Consider the following 20,505-nt stretch of genomic DNA (forward strand, 5'->3'; position numbering starts at 1 on the left):
CGGACAGGATCGTGACGTCCGCCTCCCCACCGCTCTCCCGGTACTCGGCGGCGAGCCGACCGCCCGCGAGGCCCCCTCCGACGATGACGATCGAGTCGTTTGCCATGGTGGATCAGTACCCGATTCGTGTCGCGCCGACACGCGGTCCTTACTTCGTGCCGCGATCGTCGGCACTCTTGGACGAATGGCCGTCCTGATCGCCTCCGGCCTCCGCAAGGAGCTCTCCGGCGACCCCCTCTTCGACGGGGTCTCGTTCCGCCTGCGTCGCGGCGACAGGCTCGCGCTCGCCGGGCCGAACGGGGCGGGCAAGACGACGCTGCTGCGGGCGATCATGGGCGAGACGTCGCTGCAGGGTGGCGAGCTCGCGTTCGCAAAGGACACGCGCGTCGCTCTGCACGACCAGCGCCCGCCACGCGGCCAGGGGCTCACGCTCCGGGAGTACTCGCTCTCGGGCGCGGGCGACCTCGTCGCGATCGAGGAGGACCTCCGCCGGCTCGAGGAGGCGATGGCGGCGGGCGACCATGCTGACGCGACATTGCGCCGCTACAGCGAGGCGCAGGCGCGGCTCGAGCACGCCGGCGGTTGGGCGTGGCGCGACCGCGCGGCGTCGATCGTGCGAGGCCTCGGCTTCGCCGACGACGATCTCGACCGGGCGCTCGACACGTTCTCCGGCGGGGAGCTGACGCGGGCCTCGCTCGCGCGCGCGCTCTCCTCCGATCCCGACCTGCTCCTACTCGACGAGCCGACGAACCACCTCGACGTCGAGAGTCTGGAGTGGCTCGAGCGCGAGCTGACGTCGCTCGACGCGGCGGTGATCCTCGTCGCCCACGACCGCTGGTTCCTCGAGGCGGTCACGACGGCGGTGCTCGAGCTCGGCGGCCCGAAGCCCTTCTTCTTCGACGGCCCCTGGCACGAGTGGCGCCGCGAGAAGGTGGCCCGGGCGTCGGCTGCGGCGACGCAGCTCGGCCGCGTCACGGACGACATCGAGCGCCTCGAGCGTTTCGTCGCCCGGTTCCGCTACAAGAAGTCGAAGGCGAAGCAGGCGCAGGCCAAGCTCTCGCAGATCGGGCGGCTCGAGAAGGAGCGTCGCGCGGCCTCACAGGAGCTCGAGGCGATGACGAAGCGCCGTCGCACCCTCGGCTTCGAGTTCCTGAAGCCCGAGCGGTCGGGCCGGATCGTCCTCGAGGCCGAGGGGCTCGTCGTCTCCGCGGGGGACAAGCTGCTGCTCGACGGGGCAGCGCTCGTGCTCGAGCGGGGCGAGCACGTCGCGCTCGTCGGCCCGAACGGCTCCGGCAAGACGACTCTGCTCGAGACCCTCCTCGGGCAGCGCGAGCCGGACGAGGGACGCATCAAGGTAGGCCACGGCGTCGTGCCGGCCTACTTCTCGCAACACGAGGCGGAGCTCCCCGAGCACGGGTCGATCCTCGACGTCACCGTCGCCGAGACGAGGCTGCAGCGCCCCCAGGCGCAGAACCTGCTCGGCCGGTTCCTCTTCTCCGGCTGGGAGACGCACGAGAAGCAGGTCTCGGTCCTCTCGGGCGGCGAGCGACGCCGTCTCGCGCTCGCACTCGTCGTGGCCTCGGGCGCCAACCTACTCGTCCTCGACGAGCCGACGAACCACCTCGACCTCGAGAGCCGCGAGGCGCTCGAAGCCGCGCTCGAGGCGTTTCCCGGAACGGTGCTCCTCGTCTCGCACGACCGGGCCGTGCTCGACGCGGTGCCCGACCGGATCGTGGCGGTCGAGGACCTGGCGCTCCGCTCCTACGACGGTGGCTGGGCCGATCTCGTCCGCGAGCGGGAATCGACGGAGGCATCGATTCCCGCCAACCCCGTGCGCAGGCGTGTCGCGAAGCCGACGCCGAAGGCCGCGCCGGCCCCGCCCCGGAACCGCGAGCTCGACCGGGTGGAGAAGCGGATCGCCGAGCTCGAGCCGCGCGTCGCGGAGCTGGAGCTGCGTCTCGCAGAAAGCTGGACGGACATGGACCTCCTCGCGTCCTACACCGCGAGCCGCGAGGAGCTCGACCAGCTCCTCGCGCGCTGGGAGGTCCTGTTCGGCGAGGCGCAGGCCGACGCGGCCTCGCACGTGGAATCGGGATGAGCGACACTTCGCACCCCCACCACCGCCGGTAGGAGCGTCCGTGTCCTCACACAGCCGGTTTTCGAGCTACGACGAGGCCGTCGCCGCCCACGAGTGGGTCGTCCCAGAGCGCTACAACATCGCGGAGGACGTCTGCGACAAGCACCCGCCCGACAAGCTCGCGATGCTGTGGGAGGACTACCGTGGCAACGAGCGGCAGGTCACTTGGGGGGAGCTGCAGGAATGGAGCAGCCGGCTCGCGAGCGTCCTCGGACGGCACGGCGTGGCGCCCGGCGACCGCGTCGCGATGCTCCTCACCCCCCGGCCGGAGACGGCGGCCGCGTTCCTGGGGACGTTCAAGGCGGGTGCGATCCTGCTCTCCCTGTCGGTGCTGTACGGCGACGACGGCATCCACCACCGCGTGAGCGACTCGCAGGCGAAGGTGCTGCTCACGAACGCCGAGAACGCCGAACGCGTCCGTGGGCTCGGCCTCCCCGTCGAGCACGTCCTCGTCCTCGACGACGACCTGATCGCCTCCGGCGATCCGGTGTTCGCGCGGGTGGACACGGCGGCCGACGACCCGGCGCAGCTCTATTACACGTCGGGGACCACGGGTCTCGCGAAGGGGATCCTCCACGCGCACCGGTACCTGCTCGGTCACAACGAGTTCGAGCTCTGCCACGACGTCCAGGACGGCGAGCTGTTCCACGGGATGGGCGAATGGGCCTGGGTTGCGGGGATCGCGCCCCTCCTCGGCCCGTGGCGGTACGGGGCCGTTCAGGTCGTCTACGAGCGCGAGGGCGGCTTCGACGCCCACAGGCAGCTCGCGTTCCTCTCCAAGTACCAGGTGACGAACGTCTTCTCGACCCCGACCGCGATCCGCTCGATGATGTCGATCGACGACGCGGGCGAGCGCTACCCGCAACGGTTCCGCATCGTCTGCGCCGCAGGGGAGCCGCTCAACCCCGAGGCGATCCGCTGGTTCCGGCAGCAGTACGGGGTCACGATCCTCGACTTCTACGGGCTCTCGGAGAGCTACCCGCTGTGCGCGAACTTCCCGTTCATGGAGGTGCGAGAAGGGTCGATGGGCCGGCCGACGCCGGGGTGGGACGTCGCGATCCTCGACGAGGACGAGCGGCCTCTGGCCACCGGGGAGCGCGGCGAGATCTGCCTGCGCGCCCGCAGCAACCCGCACTACCCGCTCGGATACTGGAACAACGAGGCCGCGGCACGTGAGACCTTCGGTGGCGAGTGGTTCCACACGAAGGACGCGGCGCACATGGACGACGACGGGTACGTCTGGTACGAGGGCCGTGCCGACGACGTGATCATCGCCGCCGGCTACCGGATCGGCCCGTTCGAGGTCGAGTCGGCGTGCCTCGAGCACCCGGCCGTCGCCGAGGCGGCCGCGGTCGCCTCGCCCGACGAGCGGCGCGGGCACGTCGTCAAGGCCTTCGTCGTCCTTGCCGACGGCGAGGAGCCGAGCGACGAGACCGCGAAGTCGATCCAGCAGCACGTGCGGACGCGCCTCTCCGCCTACCACTACCCGCGGCGGATCGAGTTCGTCGAATCGCTTCCGAAGACGCTCACCGGGAAGATCCGCCGGATCGAGCTGCGAGAGGCCGAGGCGCAGCGCGTCCGCGAGGCTGCCGAGGCGCCTTAAGCGGCGAAGGTGTGACGGAAGGGTCGAACGGCGGCGTAGAGAAGGCGTGCACGCGATGACGCTCGAGCAGCCGCTCGCCACGCGCCCGCCGGCGAGCCTCGCGGAGGCCGCGGAGGCGCACCTCGACGACGTCTACGGCTACCTGCTCTACCTCACCCGCGACCGCGAGACCGCCGAGGACCTCGCCAACTCGACCTTCGAGAAGGCGCTTCGCCTCTGGAGCCGGTTCGACGCGCGGCGAGGCAGCGCACGAACCTGGCTGCTCGGGATCGCACGGACGACGGCGCTCGACTGGTTCCGCTCGGAGTCCCGGCGGCGGCGGCGCGAGGAGGCGGCTGCACTCGCCGAGCGCGTGGAGGAGACATTCGTCGAGGGCCTCTCCCCCGAGCTCGAGACCGCGCTCGCCTCGCTGAGCGCGGGGGAACGCGAGGTGCTCGCGCTCCGGATCGTGCTCGAGCTGGACGGCGACGCCACCGCACGCGTGCTCGGGATCAGCCCCACCGCAGTCTCGACGCGGCTGAGCCGCGCGCTGAAGCGACTCGAGGAAAGGGTGAACGAGGGATGACCGTCAACCAGATCGTCGACGAGCTGCGCGCGACCCGGCCCGCGGCGGGTGAGGCGCTCCGCCTCCAGGTGCTGACGCACGCGTCGGCCCCAGCGGTCACCGAGCCGTCTTGGCGCGACCGGCTTCGCAGCCGTCGCCGGCTCCTGCTCGCCCTTCCCGCGGCCGCCGGGCTCGCCGTCGTCTCGGCCGTCGCGATCGGCGTCACGCGGCCGGAGCAGGCCGCACGCGAGGCGACCGCGCCGCCCGCATCGGTCGAGCTGCAGCGGAGCGCCGGCACGCCACAGTCTGCGGGTATGACGCTCGTAGGCCCGTCGGCCGACTCCTCGAGAGCACAGGAGAAGGCGCCCGCTCCGTTCGCTGGGCGCGCACAGCGCTACAGCGGCAGCCTCACGCTCGCCGTGGAGGACACCGATGCGCTCTCCGAGGCGACGCAGCGCGCCCTCTCGATCGCGCGCGACCTCGGCGGCTACGTGGTCTCGGTGCAGTACGCGACCGGAGACCAGGGCGCGGCGTCGCTCACCCTTCGCGTCCCGTCGACCCGCGCAGCGGATGCGGTGACGCGGCTCTCCGGCCTCGGCACGATCGTCGCCCAGAACGTCCAGATCGACGACCTCCAGGAGTCGCTCGACACGCTCGACGGCCAGCTCGAGCGCCTCCGCGCCCAGATCGCGGCGCTGACGGCGGCGATCGACCGCGCCGAGACGTCTGCCGAGCGCGCGCGTCTCCTCGAGCGGCGCGCGCAGGCACAGGCCCAGCTCCGCGACCTCCGCGCAAACCGCGCCGCGACCGCCGAGGCCGCGCGGAACGCGACGATCCAGCTCGATCTCCGCACCGAGGCGTCCTCCGGCGTCGCCGCGCCGGGCTCACGGCTCGACCGCGCGCTCGACAAGGCGCTCGCGATCCTCGCCTGGGAGGCGGTCGTCGTGCTCGCGCTCGCGGTGGCGCTCGCCCCGATCGCGCTCGTCGCACTCGCCGTCTGGGGCGCGCGCCGTGCGCACCGCAGGCGCGAGGAGGACCGGCTGCTCGCCGCCTCCTAACGCGTGTCCAACGTCCCGATCAACGCCTCGGCGACGACCTTCAGCGGGCGCCCGGAGATCTGGCTCGCCTTGCGGAGCCGCGCGAACGCCTCCTGCTCCGTAAGGCCCTCCCGCTCCATGAGCAGCCCCTTCGCCCGCTCGATCGCCTTCCGGGCGGCGAGCGCCTCGGCGAGCGAGTCCGCCTCTTCACGGAGCGCGACGAGCTCCCGGTGTCGCGCCCGGGCAGTCTCGACCGCGGGAAGCAGGTCGGACTCGCGGAAGGGCTTCACGAGGTAGCCGAACACTCCCGCCTCGACAGCTCGGGCGACGAGCTCCTGCTCGCCGTAGGCCGTCACCATCACGATCGGGATCGGCCGCTCGTCGAGGATCCTCCGCGCGGCGTCGATCCCGTCCAGCTTGGGCATCTTGACGTCGAGCAGCGCCAGGTCCGGCGCCTCGCTGCGCGCGAGCGCCACTGCCTCCTCGCCGTCACGCGCCTCCGCGACGACCTCGAAGCCCGACCGTTCCAGGAGCTCGCGCAGGTCGAGCCGGATGATCGTCTCGTCCTCCGCGATCAGGATGCGCATGGAGATGCCGGTCACGGTATCGCCCGCGCGCGCCGGCGTCACGCAGGGAAGCGCACCTCTGCCCGCAGCCCTCCGCGGTCGACGAGCTCGAGCGTCCCTCCGAGCTCGTCGCGCACGAGCGCCCGGACGATCGACATCCCGGTTCCGTCGGCGGCGCCGGTCATCCCCGCTCCGTCGTCGGTCACTGCGAGCACGGCGTCCGAGCCGTCGCGGGCAAGCTCGATGGAGACGTGGTCGCCGCCGTGCTCGAGCGCGTTCGAGAGGAGCTCGCTGAAGACGAGCGCGAGCGCCGTCGCGCGCTGGCCGGCGAGCTCGACCGGCTCGAGCTCGGCGGAAACGTGCTTTCCGGCGACGAGCCCCTGCACGAGCGTCGCGCGAAGTCGATCGACGAGCTCTGCGAGGTCGACGACGTCCTCCCGGTGCTCGGTCAGCTCCTCGTGGACGGCGGCGATCGCGAGAATCCGGTTGACCGAGTCCCCGAGCGCCTTCCCGGGATCGACTCCCTCGGCGCGCGCCTGCAGTCTGAGCAGTGAGGCGACGGTCTGGAGGTTGTTCTTGACGCGGTGATGGATCTCCTGGGCAAGGACGCCGCGGAGCGCCATCCGCCCGTGCTCGAGCGCGACCGCCGCCTGGTTCGCGATCGCGTCGAGCAGCTGCCGGTCGTCCTCCGAGAACGGCGTGTCGCGATCGACGACGAGCTCACCGATGCCGCGGCCGCGCCAGCGCAGCGGGAGGCGGACGGCATGGGAACCGGCGCGCCCCTCGGGCCAGGCGATGCGACCGTCCTCGAGCACGACGGCGGCGCCGGTGGCGTGCAGCGACTCGACCGTCGTGCGCACGATCGCCTCGAGCGACTCCTCGAGGTAGAGCGACTCGGAGACCGCCTGCGAGATCCGCGCCAGGGCCTCGAGCTCGTCCACCCGCCGGCGCGTCTGGGCGTACAGCTTCGCGTGCTCGATCGATTGGCCGACCTGCGAGGCAATCGAGGTGAGCAGGCCCATCTCGGCGCCGGTGAACGCACGGGGCTCACGCGTGCGGACGTTGAGGGCTCCCTCCAGGACGTCGCGGGCGAGAATCGGCACGGCGAGGATCGACTCGTACTCGTCCTCGCGCAGGTTCGGGAACGCCTTGAAGCGCGGGTCGAGGTGCGCGCCGGACGGGATCATGACCGGCCGACGCTCCGCCGCCGCGACACCCGTGATCCCGATCCCGCTCCGCATGCGCGGCGCGCTCGTCGCGTCCTCGATCCGGGTCCCGTGCGTCGCGCGCAGCACGAGCTCGTCGGCCCGATCGTCGTAGAGGTAGACGAAGCACGCATCGGTCTCGAGCGCCGCCGCGACCTCGTGCGCGATCGCCTCGAGCACCTCCTGGAGGTCGAGCGACGAGTTGACGACCTCGGTCGTCCGCGTCAGGAGTGCGAGATGGCGCGCGGCGTCGTCCACGGGGCCGGGGCGCTCGGACGCTTCCTCCGCACCTCCTTGGCCTTTCACACAGAAGCCTCCGTTCAGTCCAGTGTCGTAAGCACGACCGCGCCGAGCGCGGGCACGGCGATCGTGAGCCCGAAGTTGAACCAGCCGACGACGACGAGCCGCCGTCTCGTGGTGGGAGCCGACGGGTCGCGAGCCCGGAGCTCGCGCTGCAGCCGAGGGCCGAGCACGTAGTCGTGGAGGAGCCCTCCGACGACGAGGAGGGCGACCAGCACCGACTTGAGGATGAGCGCCCGGTCGAAGTCCGTGTCGAGCGCGGCACGGTTGAAGCCGCCGTGACGGTCGGTGAGCCAGAGGCCGGAGAGCACGGCGACTGCCATCGCGCTCCAGCCGATCGGGCGCCAGCGGCGCCCGAGCGTCCGCATGGCCGTCGCCCGCGCTTCGCCCTCGAGCTGACGGATCGCGGGCACCCCGACGAAGACGAGGATCACCGTGCCGCCGACCCAGACGCTCGCCGAGAGCACGTGCAGGATGCGGAGCGCCGTCATCACGGGAGGCTCAGGCTACGGGTTTCAACCGAGGCATCCGTCGGTTCGCGACGGATAGCGTCGGGGCCGATGGCGCGTGACTGGGCCCTCTTTCTCCACCTGACCGGTGTCCTGCTGTTCGTCGGCGGCAGCATCGCCGTGACCGCGCTGCGGCTGCTCGCGATCGGCAAGGAGCGCCCCTCGGAGAGCGCCACCCTGTTGCGCGCCGTGCGCCCGCTCGTGCCGCTCGTCGGCACCGGGCTGCTGCTGACGCTCGCCGCCGGCGTCTGGCTCGCGAACGAGCTCCGCGTGCCCTACGACTCCGGCTGGCTCCAGTGGACATACGCGCTGGTGGTCTGGCTCGGCGTCGTCGGCGCGATCGCGGGCCGGCTGGACCGAAGGACGCGCGAGCTCGCCGAGCGCGAGGCCGCCTCCGGTGACCGGCCGTCGCCGGAGCTCGTGCGTCGCCTTCGCGACCCGCTCGCGCTGACGCTCGACGCGTCGATGCTGGTGGCGACGGTCGCCATCGTCGCGCTCATGGTCTGGAAGCCCTAGAGGAACCGCAGAACGACCACGGGCCCCCACCGGGGACCCGCGATCGGCCGTCAGACACAGGCGTGGCCGCTCGCCTAGCGACTCCGCCTGCACCGCAGATCATGCGCTTTCCACCCGCCGATGTCCAGAGCAAAGCAGCAAGAGACAGCGGTTGGGTCTTCAGGCCGCGAAGCAGGCCGCTGCAGGGATCTGCCCCCGCCGCACGCGGGGATCCGCTCGGCGGATCCCCGCTTCGCGGAGAACTACAGCGCGCTCAAGTAGCGCTCCTTCTCCCACTCGGTGACCTGGACGCGGTACTCGTTCCACTCGCGTCGCTTGAGCTCGACGTAGCGAGGGAAGATGTGCTCACCGAGCGCGCGAGCCATGAGCTCGGAGCCGGCGAGCTCCTCGGCCGCCTCGCCGAGTGATCCGGGCAGCGCGACGATGCCGCGCTCGTCCCGTTCGGCCTCCGAGAGCCGGTAGAGGTTCGTCGTCATCTCGTCGGGGAGCTCGTAGCCCTTCTCGATCCCCTCGAGCCCCGCGTGGAGGAGCGCCGCGAACGCAAGGTACGGGTTGCACGCCGGATCGGGGCAGCGGATCTCGGCGCGGGTCGCCTGCTCGGCGCCGGGCTTGTAGAGCGGGATCCGGATCAGCGCGGAGCGGTTCCGCTGCGACCAGGCGACGTAGACCGGCGCCTCGAAGCCGGGCACCAGCCGCTTGTAGGAGTTCACCCACTGGGCGAGCACGGCCGACATCTCGCGCGCATGGACGAGGAGCCCGGCGATGAAGGCCTTCGCCGTCTTCGAGAGGTGGTGGGGGTCCTTCGCGTCGAAGAACTGGTTCCGCCCGCCTTTGAAGAGGGACATGTGGGTGTGCATGCCCGACCCGTTCTCACCGAAGAGTGGCTTCGGCATGAACGTGGCGTAGTAGCCGTGCCAGGCGGCCACCTCCTTCACGACGAGCCGATAGGTCATCGTGTGATCGGCCATCGCGAGCGCGTCCGCGTAGCGCATGTCGATCTCGTGCTGCGACGGCGCCACCTCGTGGTGGTGGTACTCGATCGGGATACCCATCGCCTCGAGCGCATGGATCGTGTCGTTCCGCACCTCGGTCGCGGCGTCCTGGGCCGTCATCGCGAAGTAGCCGCCCTCGTCGAGCGTCTTCGTGTCGTTCTCGTCCTCGAAGAGGAAGTACTCGAGCTCCGGCCCGACGTTGAACGCGTCGAACCCGAGCTTTCGCATGCGGTCGAGGGCGGCGCGGAGGACGTAGCGTGGATCGCCCTCGTACGGCGTCCCGTCCGGCTTGACGACGTCGCAGATGACGCGCGCGACCTTCGCGCCGATCTCGTGGCCGTGGTCGTCGATCGGCCGCGGCATCACCTGGAAGGTGTCCGGGTCGGGGATCGCGACCATGTCCGACTCCTCGATCGCGTTGAACCCCGTGATCGACGAGCCGTCGAAGCCCATCCCGTCGTCCAGCGCGCCCTGCATCTCGGCGGGCGTCACCGCGAACGACTTGAGGTGACCCTCGAGGTCGGTGAACCAGAAGAGGACGTGCTCGATGTCCTCGTCGCGCAGCCGCTTGAGCACCGCGCGCCGCGCGGCGACGCTCGACGTCGCGCGGTCCTTCGACTTCACCATCGTGGAACGGCTCGCGCCCGTCGCCGATCTCGGTCTCGCCATCAGAGCTCTCCTCCTTGAAAACGACAAAAGCCCCGGACGCGGTCGAACCGCGCCCGAGGCCCCGTTGCCTCGAAAAGCATGCGGGACACTATCACTCCGCCCCGCCGGACGGTGACGGAGCGGCGGCGGCCTCCGGCGGAGGGCCATGGCGGACCGTTGACTCCCGTTCACGACCCACACGACCGGGGGGAGTGCTAGGGTCCCGACCTTCCGTTACGGCTCAAGCCGACGCCAAGCATGCCCCCCCATGCAAAGCGACCGAATCCCCACACGGAACCGCCGCCCCGCGCGTGAGCAAGCCGCTGCGGTCCCCGCCCCCGAAGCAGGAGGCGCTATCCACGCATGACCGAACAGAAGCTCGTCGAGCAAGCACTCCATCTCCCCCGACGCGAAGCCCGCCGCTGGCGTCACACCCCACTCGAACAGGAAGATCTCGTCGCAGACGGCAATCTCGCGCTGGCCAAGGCGGCGCGGCGGTACGACCCGTCCTACGGCGTTCCCTTCGCGGCGTTCGCGACGCCGTACGTGCGCGGTGCGATCACCGACACCGTGCGGACGCGAGCCCGTCGCGCGACGCTCGGTGACGGCCACTACGCCGACGTCGTCGGCTTTCCCGATCTGACGTCACATCCGAGCGACGACCGACGGTCGTTCGAGCCCACGGACCCGGGCCCGACGCCGCACGACACTGTCGAAAGCCTCGACCGGCTCCGCGTGATCGGGACGCTTCCCGAGCGCGAACGGATCGCGCTGATCCGGACGATCGTCGACGGCGACACCGCCGCCGACGTCGCGAAGGACCTCGGCGTGAGCCCCGATCGCGTGTACACGCTCGTCCACAACGGCTCGACGCGGGTGCGGAAGCGAGCCGCATGACGAGCCTGCTCGCCGAGATCCTCGAAGGGGAGCCGCTCACGGACCGTGAGACGGAGATCCTGGCGGCCGCCGCGGAGGGAGAGACCGCAGCCCAGACCGGCGAGCGACTCTTCCTCTCCTCGGAGACCGTGAAGGGCTACCGCAAGCGGATCATCGCGAAGCTCGGCGCCCGGAACGGCACGCACGCCGTCGTGCTCGCAATCCGTCGCGGCCTCCTCCCGCTGGCGCCGCAACCCATGCGGGCGCATGCACGGGTCCCGGTCCGCACCGGCGCGGTACCGCGTCGGCACTGACCGCCGGCCGGCGTCTGTCTACGGGCGCTCGCGCGCCAGCGCCGCCTCGACCTCGTCGAGTGCGCCTTCCACGCGGATCCACGCGGGCCGCGGCTCGTACCCGAGCTTGTCGTTGACGGCGCGCATCGCCGCGTTCGCGGCCTGCGTCGACGTCTGGAGCTCCCGGTAGCCCGACCGCGAGGCCCACGCGATCTGCGCCCGCTTGAGAGCCGTGGCGATCCCACGGTTGCGATGGCTCGCGGTGACGGACGTGAGCCCGTGCTCCGCGAGGTGTGGATCCGCGGCGCGGCGAATCAGCCCTGAGAAGCCGACGACGGTCCCGCCGTCGAGCGCGATGAGCGTGCCGCCCGCCAGGACGTCGGGCCCCGTTGCGTCCTCCTCGACCCACCGCTCGTACGACGGCATCTCGAGCGGCGCATGGAGCGGCATCTCGGGCAGTGTCTCGCACGCAAGCGCGTAGACGGCGGGGAGCAGGTCGAGCCTGCTCGAGAGCTCCACGAGCTCGATGCCCTCGGGCGGCTCGGGGTCGGGCTCGCCGGGCCGCACGGGCCGCGAGATCTCGAGCTCGCGGAGCACCTCTCGGAGCGCGTACCGCGCGGCGAAGGCTTCACCGGCGACGTCTCCCTCCTCCACGCCTGCCGCGAGCACCTCGCTGCCGTGCGCGCGCGCGGCAGCGAGGCACCGCTCCAGGAAGGCGCGCCCGAGCCCGCGCCGGCGGTGCTCGGGGAGGACGACGTTGCCCATGTACGTTCGGCCGGGCAGGTCCGAGCGGATCGCCGCGGCACACCCGGCAACCGCCCAGTCGATCCGCCCAACGAGGCGCAGGTCGTCCGGACGCCTCGCCCGGCTGCGCTCCAGCTCGTCGGGCGTGATCGGATACCGCGGCACGACGGCGTTCCAGAGCGCGGCATACGCCTCGTGACCCACCCGGTCGCCGACGGCGAGCTCGGCGATCTCGACCTCGACGTCGTTCACTACCCGGATCGTTTCAGCTTCCCGCGTCGCTTGGCGTACACCTCGCCTCTGTTGAAGATCCAGAGGCCGAGCGGGATGCAGGCGGCGCCGATGATCAGGAGCGGCCAGATGTCGTGCCAGAGCGAGCCGAGCGACGCGCCGTCGAGGATGGCCGCGCGGATTCCCTCGAGCGCGTACGTCGCGGGCGAGATCGTCGAGAGCCATTGCATCCACCCGGGCAGGACGTCGACCGGGTAGTAGACGCCCGAGACCACGAGCAGCAGCCCCTGCGCGACGAAGCCGAGCTGCGCCCCTTTCTCCGGCGAGATGAGGGGGAGGACGGCGGTCATCATCCCGATCCCGAAGAAGGAGACCGACGCGACGATCAGGATCACGAGGGCCGCGACGAAGTTCGCGTCGTCGAACGCGAGGCCGAAGAACGCCGCCACGACGATGAACAGGAGGATCGCCCGGACGAGCCCGTAGAGGACGGCGAAGACACCAGAGCCGCCGAGGTGCATCGCGCGGGAGAGCGGCGCCATGAACGTGTACTCGATCGTCCCCTCCCAGCGCTCCCAGGCGACCGTCTCCGTGAGGAACTCGAAGATGATCCCGAGGTACGCCCAGACGACGGCGCCGATCAGGAGCGTCGTCGTCGCACGTTCGACGTCGATCGAGCCACCGCTCGCCTCGATGCCCTCGGCGATGAACACGATCGTGAGTGTGTTCGCGACGGTCCAGACGAAGAACGCGACGTCCCACCAGATGTAGCGGCGCGTGAGGTAGACGTTCCGCTCGACGACGCCGGCGAGGCCGATCAGCTCGTGCTTCAGCTCCAGGGCGATGGCTCTCATGCGAGCGCCTTCCTCTCCTCGGCGTCGAGCTCGTCCTCCTCGTCGTCGAAGCCTCGGCCGGTCGCCGCGAAGAACGCCTCCTCGAGCGTGTCGGCGTCGAAGCGCGCCTTCAGCTCGTCCGCCGACTCGAGTGCGAGCAGCCGTCCGCGGTCGAGGATCCCGATCCGCTCTGCGAGCGCTTCGGCCTCGCCGAGGTCGTGCGTGCAGAGCAGGATCGTCGAGTCGTGCACCGCGCGCATCTCGCGGATGAACTCCTGGACCTCGAGCTTCGAGCGCGGATCGAGGCCGGTCGTCGGCTCGTCGAGCAGGAGGAGCACCGGTGACGTCAGGAGCGCCCTCGCGAGCGCGACCTTCTGCTGCATCCCGCGCGACAGGTTCTCCATCGGCTCGGTGCGCCGGTCGGGCGGGAAGCCGACCCGCTCGAGGATCTCCGGGATCCGCTCGGTCGTCTCCGACGGTGTCATCCCGTAGAACCGGGCCGCGTAGTGGAGGTTCTCGGACGGCGACATCTTCTTGAAGAAGCTCGCCTCGACGGAGACGCGGTTGACGAGCCGCCGCACGGCCTTGTCCTCGCGGACGACGTCGTAGCCGAAGACACGGGCGCTGCCGCCTTCGGGCAACAGGAGCGTCGAGAGCAGGCGAACGAGCGTCGACTTCCCCGAGCCGTTCTGGCCGAGGATCGCGACACACTCGCCCCGCTCGAGCACGAGCGTGACGTCCTCGAGTGCGGCGACGCGCCGCTTGCCGCGTTTCTTGTCCTTGCGGACGAACTCCTTGCGCAGGTCGTGGGTCTCCACGGCCAGCGCGTCGGGCGGAACGGGCGACAACTCCTTCACGATGGTGCTCTCCCTTCGAGAACGGCGGTACCAGGACGTGCAAAAAGAGGCTCCGCGCCGGGCGGGCCTCGGCAACGGATGTCCTAGATACGACCGAGCATCATCTCGCGGCGAGACTAGCACCCTCTCCCGCGGCGCGGCTAGTACGGGAAACCGCACTCTCCACTTGCGCCACGACCGCCGCCTTCTCTAAGGTGGGGCGCAGGCGGGGACGACGACGATCCCGCCGACGGCAATGGCGCCTCATCTCTCGCGCGGCGAGAGGTGGGGCTTTTTTCGTGGACCGGAGGAGGTGAGCGGAGGTGATGAAGGTCGAGGCGGTCGTCGTTCGCGACCGGGTCGAGACCGTCATGGAGGCGGTCGAGGAGCACACGGGCCACGTCGGGGTGACCGTGATCGAGGCGGTCGGCCACGGGCGCGAGAAGGGGATCACCCACGAGTACCGCGGGCGCGTCTTCGAGTCGAGGTTCCTGCCGAAGGCCCACCTGACGTTCGTCGTGCGGGACGAGATCGCCGAGGAGGTCATCGCGGCGATCGTCGACGCGGCGCGGACCGGCCACGTCAACGGCGACGGGATCTGCTGGATGTCGCCCGTCTACGCCGTCACCCACAACCGCACCGGTCAGCGCCTCGAGGAGGTGGAAACGGTATGAGCACCAAGGAGCTGGCCTTCGCGGCGAGCACGATCTGGGTCGTCCTCGCAGCGATCCTCGTGCTCTTCATGCAGGCGGGATTCGCCTTCCTCGAGGCGGGCCTGACGCGGATGAAGAACGTCGGCCACATCGCCGCGAAGAACGTCCTGATCCTCGGCGTCGTCTCGATCGTCTACTACCTCGTGGGATTCGGGATGGCCTTCGGCGACGGCGGCAACGGCCTCGTCGGCGGCTCGGGGTTCGCCCCGTCGGTCGACGAGCTCCTCGCGATCGGTGCCGAGCCGTTCTCGTGGTTCTCGTCGATCCCGGGCGCCGCCGGCTACCTGTTCGAGGTGGCGTTCGCCGCCGTTTCCCTCGCGATCGTGTGGGGCGCGATGGCGGAGCGCACGCGGCTCTGGGTGTACGTCGCGTTCGGCATCGTGTTCACGCTGATCTACTCCTTCGTCTCCCACTGGATCTGGAGCCCCGACGGCTGGCTCTTCTCGAAGGGGATGCAGGACTTCGCGGGGTCGACCGTCGTGCACTACCAGGGCGCGCTCGCGGGTCTCGCGGGGGCGTTGCTCCTCGGCCCACGGATCGGGAAGTTCGTCGATGGGAAGCCGCAGCCGATCCCCGGCCACAACATGGCCTACACGACGCTCGGCGTGATCATCCTCTGGTTCGGCTGGTTCGGGTTCAACCCCGGGTCGACGCTCAGCGTGGACTTCGGCGGCGTCGGCTTCTTCGCGTACGTCGCGATGAACACGAACCTCGCGGCCGCGGCAGGGGTCCTCGGAGCGGTCACCGCGTCGTGGATCGTGATCAAGAAGCCCGACCTCTCGATGATGCTGAACGGGGCGATCGCCGCGCTCGTCGCGATCACCGCCGCGTGCGCGTTCGTCGCGCCGTGGGCGGCGATCCTGATCGGCTTCGTCGCAGGCGTGATCGTCGTCGCCGGGTCTCTGCTCGTCGAGCGGGCGGGTATCGACGACCCGGTCGGCGCGCTCGCAGCACACGGCATGGCGGGCGTGTGGGGAACGCTGTCGCTCGGCTTCCTCACCGTCCCCGAGCTCGCCGAGCGGCTCGACACGGGGAAGGGCGGCCTTCTCTACGGTGGCGGCGTTCACCAGCTCGGCGTGCAGCTCCTCGGCCTCGTCGCCGTCGGCGCCTTCACGTTCACTGCGTCGTTCCTCGTGCTCGGGCTGATGAAGGTGACCGTCGGGATCCGCGCCGAGCCGCACGTGGAGAACATGGGGCTCGACGTCTCCGAGCACGGCATGTGGGGCTATCCCGAGTTCTACATCCCGGTCCCGGGCGGCTACGGCACGGAGCACCACGGGACGCACGCGGTGACCCCGCCGAGACCGGCCCACCAGCCGGCGCCCGCGACCGCGAGCGCCGGCTGACCCTCCGCCTCCGGGATCCGCCTCGCGGATCCCGGAGGCTCACTGCAGCTCGTAGGTGACGCTGACCGACGCCTCGGTCTCCTGCGGCCCGGACACGACCGGGGTCGAGTCCTGCGCCGCGGACGCCTTTGCCGCGTACGGGATCGGCGGTGCGGAGCCCGACTCGACGATCGCCGTCACGCTCCCGAGCGAGCGGCCGGCTGCCTTCGCGAGCACGGACGCCCGCTCCTTCGCGTCGTCGACGGCCTTCGCGAGCGCCTGCCGGTAGAGCTCGTCGGCGTCCGAGCGCGAGAGCGACGGGCCGTAGACCGTGTTCGCCCCGGCTGCAACGGCGGCGTCGATCAGCGCGCCCGCGCCGGCAAGCGTCGTCTCTGCGGATGCGACGTTGGACGCGACGAACCCGTTCGGCTGGCCGTTCTGATCGAACGCGGTCGAGAGCGAGACGGTCTGCGTGGTCACGTCCTTGCCGCCGTTCGAGCGGAGTGCCGCGAGCACCTTCTGCATCGCGGCGCCGTTCGCCGCGAGGGCTGCCTTCGCGGTCGGGGCGCGGGTCTCGACGCCGGCGGAGATCTCGGCGCGGTCGGGCACGGCGGAGACGGAGCCGTTCCCGGTCACGGTGACCGTGTCCGGCGTGGTCGCGGGATCGGCGGCGCCTGCGCCGTCGGGGCGCAGCACGCCTGCGAGCGCGGCCGCGGTGAGCAGGAGCCCGGCCGCGAGTGCGATGCGTTTCATGGGATGTCGTCCTCCGGGAGGTCGGTTGCTGCCCTGCATACGTCGCCGGCGGGGGCCGGCGTCACAGAGATCCGGCCTAGCGACTTTGGCCGAAGCGCGCGCGGGCGGCGGCGATCGCTTCCCGCACACCCCCCGGTCCGGGTGCCCGGCGAGCCGCGACGCTGTCCGCGGGCGTCGTGCCGGCGCGGAACGAGCCGTCCCTGACGGACGCCGCGACCTGCTCGTGCGCCTCCCTGAACGGGATCCCGCCGCGAACGATGTCCTCGGCCACGTCCGTCGCGAGGAGCAGCGGATCGGAGACCGCCTCCTCGAGCCGCTCGCGGTCGGCAACGAGGCCACTGACGAGCACGGTCATCCCGCGCAGCGCGAGGCACACGTCGCTCCGCGCGGCGAACACGGGCGTCTTGTCCTCCTGGAGGTCACGGTCGTAGGCGAGCGGCAACCCCTTGACCGTCGCGAGCAGCCCCGTGAGACGGCCGATCGCCGTGCCGGCCTTTCCCCGCACGAGCTCGGCGACGTCCGGGTTCAGCTTCTGCGGCATCATCGACGACCCCGTCGACGCCTCCTCGGGAAGTCGCACGAAACCGAACTCGGACGTCGCCCAGAGCACGATCTCCTCGCCGATCCGCGAGAGGTGCACGAAGAGCGTTGCGGCCGCGTAGAGATAGTCGAGCGCGAAGTCCCGGTCGGCGACCGCGTCGACCGAGTTACGCATTTGGGCGTCCGGCGGGTCGATCCCCAGGGTCGAGCCCGCGAGCGCGCCGGCCCCGAGCGGGCTCGGCCTGGCGGCGTCGGCGGCGCCCGCGAACCTCGCCCGGTCGCGCTCGAGCATCTCCACCCAGGCGAGCAGGTGGTGGCCGAGCGTGATGGGCTGTCCGCGCTGGAGGTGCGTGTAGCCCGGCATCAACGTCTCCGCCTCGGTCTCGGCGAAGGAGAGTGTCACGAGCGCGAGCGCGTCGATCTCCTCGCGCGCCTCGGCGCACGCGTCCGCGACGTAGAGGCGCAGCGCGGCCGCGACCTGGTCGTTGCGCGAGCGCCCGGCATGGATCTTCCGCCCCACCGGGCCGAGCGCGCGCTCGATCGCCGAGTGCACGTCCTCGTCGGTCTCGAGGACCGTCGCAGGGTCGTGGGCGATCGCAGCCAGTCGCTCCTCGGCCTCGTTCAGCTCGTCCTCGCTCAAGAGCCCGGCGCCGTGGAGACGCGCCGCATGCTCGGCGCTCGCCTGGCAGTCGTACGGGAGGAGCTCCGCGTCGTTCGCGCGCAGCAGCTTCCATACCGCAGGGTCGAGCGCGGCGCCGACCCGTCCTGACCAGAGCGTCACGAGCGCGATTCTTGCGAATCGCGACTCCTACCGCTCTGTCATGCCTTCGGCGGGGAGAAACACGAGGGGGCCGGCGTCTGCCGGCCCCCTCCTGCACTTCCAGCCAGTCCGCGAAGCGGAATGGCTACATCATCCCGCCCATGTCCGGCATGCCGGCCGGAGCGGCCGTTCCCTTCTCGGGCGCCTCGGCGACGATCGCCTCGGTCGTGAGGATGTTCTTCGCGATCGACGCCGCGTTCTGCAGCGCCGACCGGGTGACCATCGTCGGATCGATGATCCCCGCCTTGACGAGGTCCTCGATCTCGCCGGTCTCGACGTTCAGGCCCTGGCCCTTCTTGGCCGAGCGGACCTGGTTGACGACGACCGAGCCCTCGAGCCCCGCGTTGTACGCGAGCTGCCGGACGGGCTCCTCGAGCGAGCGCAGGATGATCGCCGCGCCGGTCTTCTCGTCGCCCTCGAGCGCCTCGAAGCCCTTCTTCGCGGTGTCGGCCGCGTTCAGGAGCGCCACGCCGCCGCCGGCGACGATGCCCTCCTCGAGCGCCGCGCGGGTCGCCTGGAGGGCGTCCTCGACGCGATGCTTCTTCTCCTTCATCTCCGTCTCGGTCGCGGCACCGACCTTGACGACCGCGACGCCGCCCGACAGCTTCGCCAGACGCTCCTGGAGCTTCTCGCGGTCGAAGTCGGAGTCGGTGTTCTCGACCTCCGCCTTCAGCTGCTTGATGCGGCCCTTGATCGCCTCGGAATCGCCGTCCCCGTCCACGATCGTGGTCGAGTCCTTGTCGATCACGATCTTGCGGGCCTTCCCGAGCTGCGAGAGCTTCGTGTTCTCGAGCTTGAGGCCCATCTCCTCGGTGATCACCTCGCCGCCCGTGAGGATGGCGATGTCCTCGAGCATCCGCTTGCGGCGGTCACCGAAGCCCGGTGCCTTGACGGCGACAGCGGTGAAGACGCCGCGGAGCTTGTTGACGACGACCGTCGCGAGCGCCTCGCCCTCGACGTCCTCCGCCACGATCAGCAGCGGCCGGCCGGCCTGGATGACCTGCTCCAGGACGGGGAGGAGATCCTTGACCGCGCCGATCTTCTGGTTCGCGATCAGGACGTACGGATCGTCGAGCACGGCCTCCATGCGCTCGGCGTCGGTGATCATGTAGGGCGACAGGTAGCCCTTGTCGAACTGCATGCCCTCCGTGAACTCGAGTTCGAGGCCGAACGTCTGGCCCTCCTCGACGTTCACGACGCCGTCCTTGCCGACCTTCTCGATCGCGTCCGCGATCACGTCGCCGATCTCACGCTCGCGCGAGGAGATGGTGGCGACCCGGGCGATGTCCTCCTTGCCGGACACCTCGACCGACTGCTTCTTGAGATCGTTGACGATCCCCTCCACAGCCTGCTCGATGCCCCTCTTGAGGCCCATCGGGTTGGCGCCGGCGGCGACGTTCTTGAGCCCCTCGCGCACGATCGCCTGGGCGAGCACGGTCGCCGTCGTCGTGCCGTCGCCGGCGACGTCGTTGGTGGCCGTGGCAACCTCGCGCACGAGCTGTGCGCCCTGATTCTCGAACGGGTCCTCGACCTCGATCTCGCGGGCGATCGTGACGCCGTCGTTCGTGATCGTCGGCGCCCCGAACTTCTTGTCGAGGACGACGTAGCGGCCCTTCGGGCCGAGCGTCACCTTGACGGCGTCGGCGAGGGTGTTGACCCCGCGCTCGAGCGCCCGGCGCGCGTCCTCGTTGAACTTGAGCTCCTTGTGAGCCATGGGTTTCTCGTTCCTCCCTCGAAACGCGTTAGACGGCCGCGCGGTCGCCGACGACCTTGGCCAGGACGTCGGACTCGCGCAGGATCAGGACCTCGTCGGCGCCGAGCTTGATCTCGGTGCCGCCGTACTTGGAGAAGATGATCTCGTCACCCTCCTCCACGTCCATCTTGATGTACTCCCCGTCCTCGTCACGCGGGCCGGGGCCGACGCTCAGGACCTTGCCGCGCTGCGGCTTCTCCTGCGCCGTGTCGGGCAGCACGATGCCGCTCGCCGTGGTCGACTCCTCGTCGAGGACCTCCACGATCAGACGGTCACCGAGTGGCTGCAGATTCATTCGATGTGCCTCCCTGAGAGCCTGTGGGTGAATACTCTGGCACTCGCCGTAGGAGAGTGCCGACGACTTGAGTTATAGCACGTTCGCACAGGTGTCGTCGCGGTTGATGTGAGTGGAATCGGCTTAGATCTTCGGGGTCTCGCGAAAGGGCACAATCGTGGAGTGCGACGGGAGTTCTCGGCCGGCGGAGTCGTCGTGCGCCGCATGCGCGGCCGGTGGTGGATGGCAGCCGTCGAGCCGCGGCGCGAGCACCATCGACCTCGGGTCTGGGCGCTCCCGAAGGGCCTGATCGACCCGGACGAACGCGGAGCGGAGACCGCCGTCCGCGAGGTGCACGAGGAGACGGGCCTGCGCGCGGTGGTGGAGACCAAGCTCGGCGACGTCCGCTACGTCTACACCTGGGACGGAGAGCGGGTGTTCAAGGTCGTCTCGTTCT

21 protein-coding genes are annotated in these 20,505 nt (G+C 70.6%); 10 read left to right on the forward strand and 11 right to left on the reverse strand.

Features of this window, described 5'->3' with window-relative positions:
- Positions 1-184 precede the first annotated feature (184 nt).
- The 4 genes from abc-f to VNM44_RS10630 are packed head-to-tail and all read left to right on the forward strand — an operon-like array spanning position 185 to position 5,342.
- On the forward strand, positions 185-2,098 hold the full coding sequence (gene abc-f, locus VNM44_RS10615; RefSeq protein ID WP_325625847.1) for a ribosomal protection-like ABC-F family protein: 1,914 nt from the start codon (positions 185-187) through the stop codon (positions 2,096-2,098).
- Between the two features lie 40 nt (positions 2,099-2,138).
- Positions 2,139-3,740, forward strand: a complete 1,602-nt coding sequence (locus tag VNM44_RS10620; RefSeq protein WP_325625848.1) for an acyl-CoA synthetase — start codon at positions 2,139-2,141, stop codon at positions 3,738-3,740.
- Between the two features lie 55 nt (positions 3,741-3,795).
- Complete coding sequence (locus VNM44_RS10625; RefSeq protein ID WP_325625849.1) at positions 3,796-4,305, forward strand: sigma-70 family RNA polymerase sigma factor; 510 nt, start codon at positions 3,796-3,798, stop codon at positions 4,303-4,305.
- Positions 4,302-5,342 (forward strand): DUF4349 domain-containing protein, encoded by a 1,041-nt coding sequence (locus VNM44_RS10630; RefSeq protein ID WP_325625850.1) that lies wholly within the window; start codon positions 4,302-4,304, stop codon positions 5,340-5,342. Before VNM44_RS10625 ends, VNM44_RS10630 begins: the two co-directional genes overlap by 4 nt.
- Here VNM44_RS10630 and VNM44_RS10635 read toward each other — a convergent pair.
- From VNM44_RS10635 to VNM44_RS10645, 3 genes are read right to left on the reverse strand one after another with little or no spacing between them, the layout of a single operon-like run.
- On the reverse strand, positions 5,339-5,950 hold the full coding sequence (locus tag VNM44_RS10635) for a response regulator (RefSeq protein WP_325625851.1): 612 nt from the start codon (positions 5,948-5,950) through the stop codon (positions 5,339-5,341). The two genes, VNM44_RS10630 and VNM44_RS10635, sit on opposite strands and share 4 nt — an antisense overlap.
- On the reverse strand, positions 5,947-7,398 hold the full coding sequence (locus VNM44_RS10640) for a GAF domain-containing protein (protein ID WP_325625852.1): 1,452 nt from the start codon (positions 7,396-7,398) through the stop codon (positions 5,947-5,949). The genes VNM44_RS10635 and VNM44_RS10640 overlap by 4 nt, the downstream gene beginning before the upstream one ends.
- A gap of 14 nt (positions 7,399-7,412) precedes the next feature.
- Positions 7,413-7,883: a DUF4149 domain-containing protein gene (locus tag VNM44_RS10645; RefSeq protein ID WP_325625853.1), complete on the reverse strand. Its 471-nt coding sequence runs from the start codon at positions 7,881-7,883 to the stop codon at positions 7,413-7,415.
- 69 nt (positions 7,884-7,952) lie between these two features.
- Here VNM44_RS10645 and VNM44_RS10650 point away from each other — a divergent pair, with 69 nt between their 5' ends.
- Positions 7,953-8,417: a DUF2269 family protein gene (locus tag VNM44_RS10650; RefSeq protein ID WP_325625854.1), complete on the forward strand. Its 465-nt coding sequence runs from the start codon at positions 7,953-7,955 to the stop codon at positions 8,415-8,417.
- A 242-nt stretch (positions 8,418-8,659) separates the two neighbouring features.
- Here VNM44_RS10650 and VNM44_RS10655 read toward each other — a convergent pair whose 3' ends face one another.
- Positions 8,660-10,036, reverse strand: a complete 1,377-nt coding sequence (locus VNM44_RS10655) for a glutamine synthetase family protein (protein WP_349258031.1) — start codon at positions 10,034-10,036, stop codon at positions 8,660-8,662.
- Between the two features lie 384 nt (positions 10,037-10,420).
- Between VNM44_RS10655 and VNM44_RS10660 the strand changes: the two genes are divergently transcribed.
- Positions 10,421-10,954: a sigma-70 family RNA polymerase sigma factor gene (locus tag VNM44_RS10660; protein WP_325625856.1), complete on the forward strand. Its 534-nt coding sequence runs from the start codon at positions 10,421-10,423 to the stop codon at positions 10,952-10,954.
- Positions 10,951-11,247 carry a response regulator transcription factor gene (locus VNM44_RS10665; protein ID WP_325625857.1) on the forward strand — a complete coding sequence of 99 codons (297 nt, stop codon included), beginning with the start codon at positions 10,951-10,953 and terminating at the stop codon, positions 11,245-11,247. Before VNM44_RS10660 ends, VNM44_RS10665 begins: the two co-directional genes overlap by 4 nt.
- A gap of 18 nt (positions 11,248-11,265) precedes the next feature.
- Here VNM44_RS10665 and VNM44_RS10670 read toward each other — a convergent pair whose 3' ends face one another.
- The 3 genes from VNM44_RS10670 to VNM44_RS10680 are packed head-to-tail and all read right to left on the reverse strand — an operon-like array spanning position 11,266 to position 13,891.
- Positions 11,266-12,222, reverse strand: coding sequence for a GNAT family N-acetyltransferase (locus VNM44_RS10670; RefSeq protein ID WP_325625858.1), 957 nt, complete (start codon positions 12,220-12,222; stop codon positions 11,266-11,268).
- The gene (locus VNM44_RS10675; protein ID WP_325625859.1) at positions 12,222-13,055 is read right to left on the reverse strand and encodes an ABC transporter permease; all 834 of its coding nucleotides are present in this window, start codon (positions 13,053-13,055) and stop codon (positions 12,222-12,224) included. The genes VNM44_RS10670 and VNM44_RS10675 overlap by 1 nt, the downstream gene beginning before the upstream one ends.
- Positions 13,052-13,891, reverse strand: coding sequence for an ABC transporter ATP-binding protein (locus VNM44_RS10680; RefSeq protein WP_325625860.1), 840 nt, complete (start codon positions 13,889-13,891; stop codon positions 13,052-13,054). Before VNM44_RS10680 ends, VNM44_RS10675 begins: the two co-directional genes overlap by 4 nt.
- 305 nt (positions 13,892-14,196) lie before the next feature.
- Here VNM44_RS10680 and VNM44_RS10685 point away from each other — a divergent pair, with 305 nt between their 5' ends.
- Both VNM44_RS10685 and VNM44_RS10690 read left to right on the forward strand, forming a co-directional pair.
- Positions 14,197-14,544, forward strand: coding sequence for a P-II family nitrogen regulator (locus VNM44_RS10685; protein WP_325625861.1), 348 nt, complete (start codon positions 14,197-14,199; stop codon positions 14,542-14,544).
- The gene (locus VNM44_RS10690) at positions 14,541-15,929 is read left to right on the forward strand and encodes an ammonium transporter (protein WP_325625862.1); all 1,389 of its coding nucleotides are present in this window, start codon (positions 14,541-14,543) and stop codon (positions 15,927-15,929) included. Before VNM44_RS10685 ends, VNM44_RS10690 begins: the two co-directional genes overlap by 4 nt.
- 39 nt (positions 15,930-15,968) lie before the next feature.
- On the opposite strand, the gene VNM44_RS10695 is transcribed toward VNM44_RS10690, so the two are convergent.
- The 4 genes from VNM44_RS10695 to VNM44_RS10710 form a co-directional block, all read right to left on the reverse strand.
- Positions 15,969-16,661, reverse strand: coding sequence for an SIMPL domain-containing protein (locus tag VNM44_RS10695; protein ID WP_325625863.1), 693 nt, complete (start codon positions 16,659-16,661; stop codon positions 15,969-15,971).
- Positions 16,662-16,737: 76 nt separating this feature from the next.
- Positions 16,738-17,982, reverse strand: a complete 1,245-nt coding sequence (gene argH / locus VNM44_RS10700) for an argininosuccinate lyase (RefSeq protein ID WP_325625864.1) — start codon at positions 17,980-17,982, stop codon at positions 16,738-16,740.
- A gap of 124 nt (positions 17,983-18,106) precedes the next feature.
- Positions 18,107-19,735, reverse strand: a complete 1,629-nt coding sequence (groL, locus tag VNM44_RS10705) for a chaperonin GroEL (protein ID WP_325625865.1) — start codon at positions 19,733-19,735, stop codon at positions 18,107-18,109.
- Positions 19,736-19,763: 28 nt separating this feature from the next.
- Complete coding sequence (locus tag VNM44_RS10710; RefSeq protein WP_325625866.1) at positions 19,764-20,069, reverse strand: co-chaperone GroES; 306 nt, start codon at positions 20,067-20,069, stop codon at positions 19,764-19,766.
- 162 nt (positions 20,070-20,231) lie between these two features.
- On the opposite strand from VNM44_RS10710, the gene VNM44_RS10715 reads away from it, so the two are divergent.
- A partial coding sequence (locus tag VNM44_RS10715) for an NUDIX domain-containing protein (RefSeq protein ID WP_325625867.1) occupies positions 20,232-20,505 on the forward strand: 274 nt, incomplete at its 3' end.

This window comes from Gaiella sp., from assembly GCF_035558935.1.
Classification (GTDB): domain Bacteria; phylum Actinomycetota; class Thermoleophilia; order Gaiellales; family Gaiellaceae; genus Gaiella.

What these genes read in the sequence shown, in the direction of transcription:
- VNM44_RS10645 (WP_325625853.1), bottom strand. Translation starts at nt 7,883, where the DNA reads ATGACGGCGCTCCGCATCCTGCACGTGCTCTCGGCGAGCGTCTGGGTC.
- VNM44_RS10695 (WP_325625863.1), bottom strand. Translation starts at nt 16,661, where the DNA reads ATGAAACGCATCGCACTCGCGGCCGGGCTCCTGCTCACCGCGGCCGCG.
- VNM44_RS10690 (WP_325625862.1), top strand. Translation starts at nt 14,541, where the DNA reads ATGAGCACCAAGGAGCTGGCCTTCGCGGCGAGCACGATCTGGGTCGTC.
- VNM44_RS10675 (WP_325625859.1), bottom strand. Translation starts at nt 13,055, where the DNA reads ATGAGAGCCATCGCCCTGGAGCTGAAGCACGAGCTGATCGGCCTCGCC.
- VNM44_RS10660 (WP_325625856.1), top strand. Translation starts at nt 10,421, where the DNA reads ATGACCGAACAGAAGCTCGTCGAGCAAGCACTCCATCTCCCCCGACGC.
- VNM44_RS10630 (WP_325625850.1), top strand. Translation starts at nt 4,302, where the DNA reads ATGACCGTCAACCAGATCGTCGACGAGCTGCGCGCGACCCGGCCCGCG.
- VNM44_RS10665 (WP_325625857.1), top strand. Translation starts at nt 10,951, where the DNA reads ATGACGAGCCTGCTCGCCGAGATCCTCGAAGGGGAGCCGCTCACGGAC.
- VNM44_RS10650 (WP_325625854.1), top strand. Translation starts at nt 7,953, where the DNA reads ATGGCGCGTGACTGGGCCCTCTTTCTCCACCTGACCGGTGTCCTGCTG.
- abc-f (WP_325625847.1), top strand. Translation starts at nt 185, where the DNA reads ATGGCCGTCCTGATCGCCTCCGGCCTCCGCAAGGAGCTCTCCGGCGAC.
- VNM44_RS10710 (WP_325625866.1), bottom strand. Translation starts at nt 20,069, where the DNA reads ATGAATCTGCAGCCACTCGGTGACCGTCTGATCGTGGAGGTCCTCGAC.
- VNM44_RS10685 (WP_325625861.1), top strand. Translation starts at nt 14,197, where the DNA reads ATGAAGGTCGAGGCGGTCGTCGTTCGCGACCGGGTCGAGACCGTCATG.
- VNM44_RS10625 (WP_325625849.1), top strand. Translation starts at nt 3,796, where the DNA reads ATGACGCTCGAGCAGCCGCTCGCCACGCGCCCGCCGGCGAGCCTCGCG.
- VNM44_RS10655 (WP_349258031.1), bottom strand. Translation starts at nt 10,036, where the DNA reads ATGGTGAAGTCGAAGGACCGCGCGACGTCGAGCGTCGCCGCGCGGCGC.
- groL (WP_325625865.1), bottom strand. Translation starts at nt 19,735, where the DNA reads ATGGCTCACAAGGAGCTCAAGTTCAACGAGGACGCGCGCCGGGCGCTC.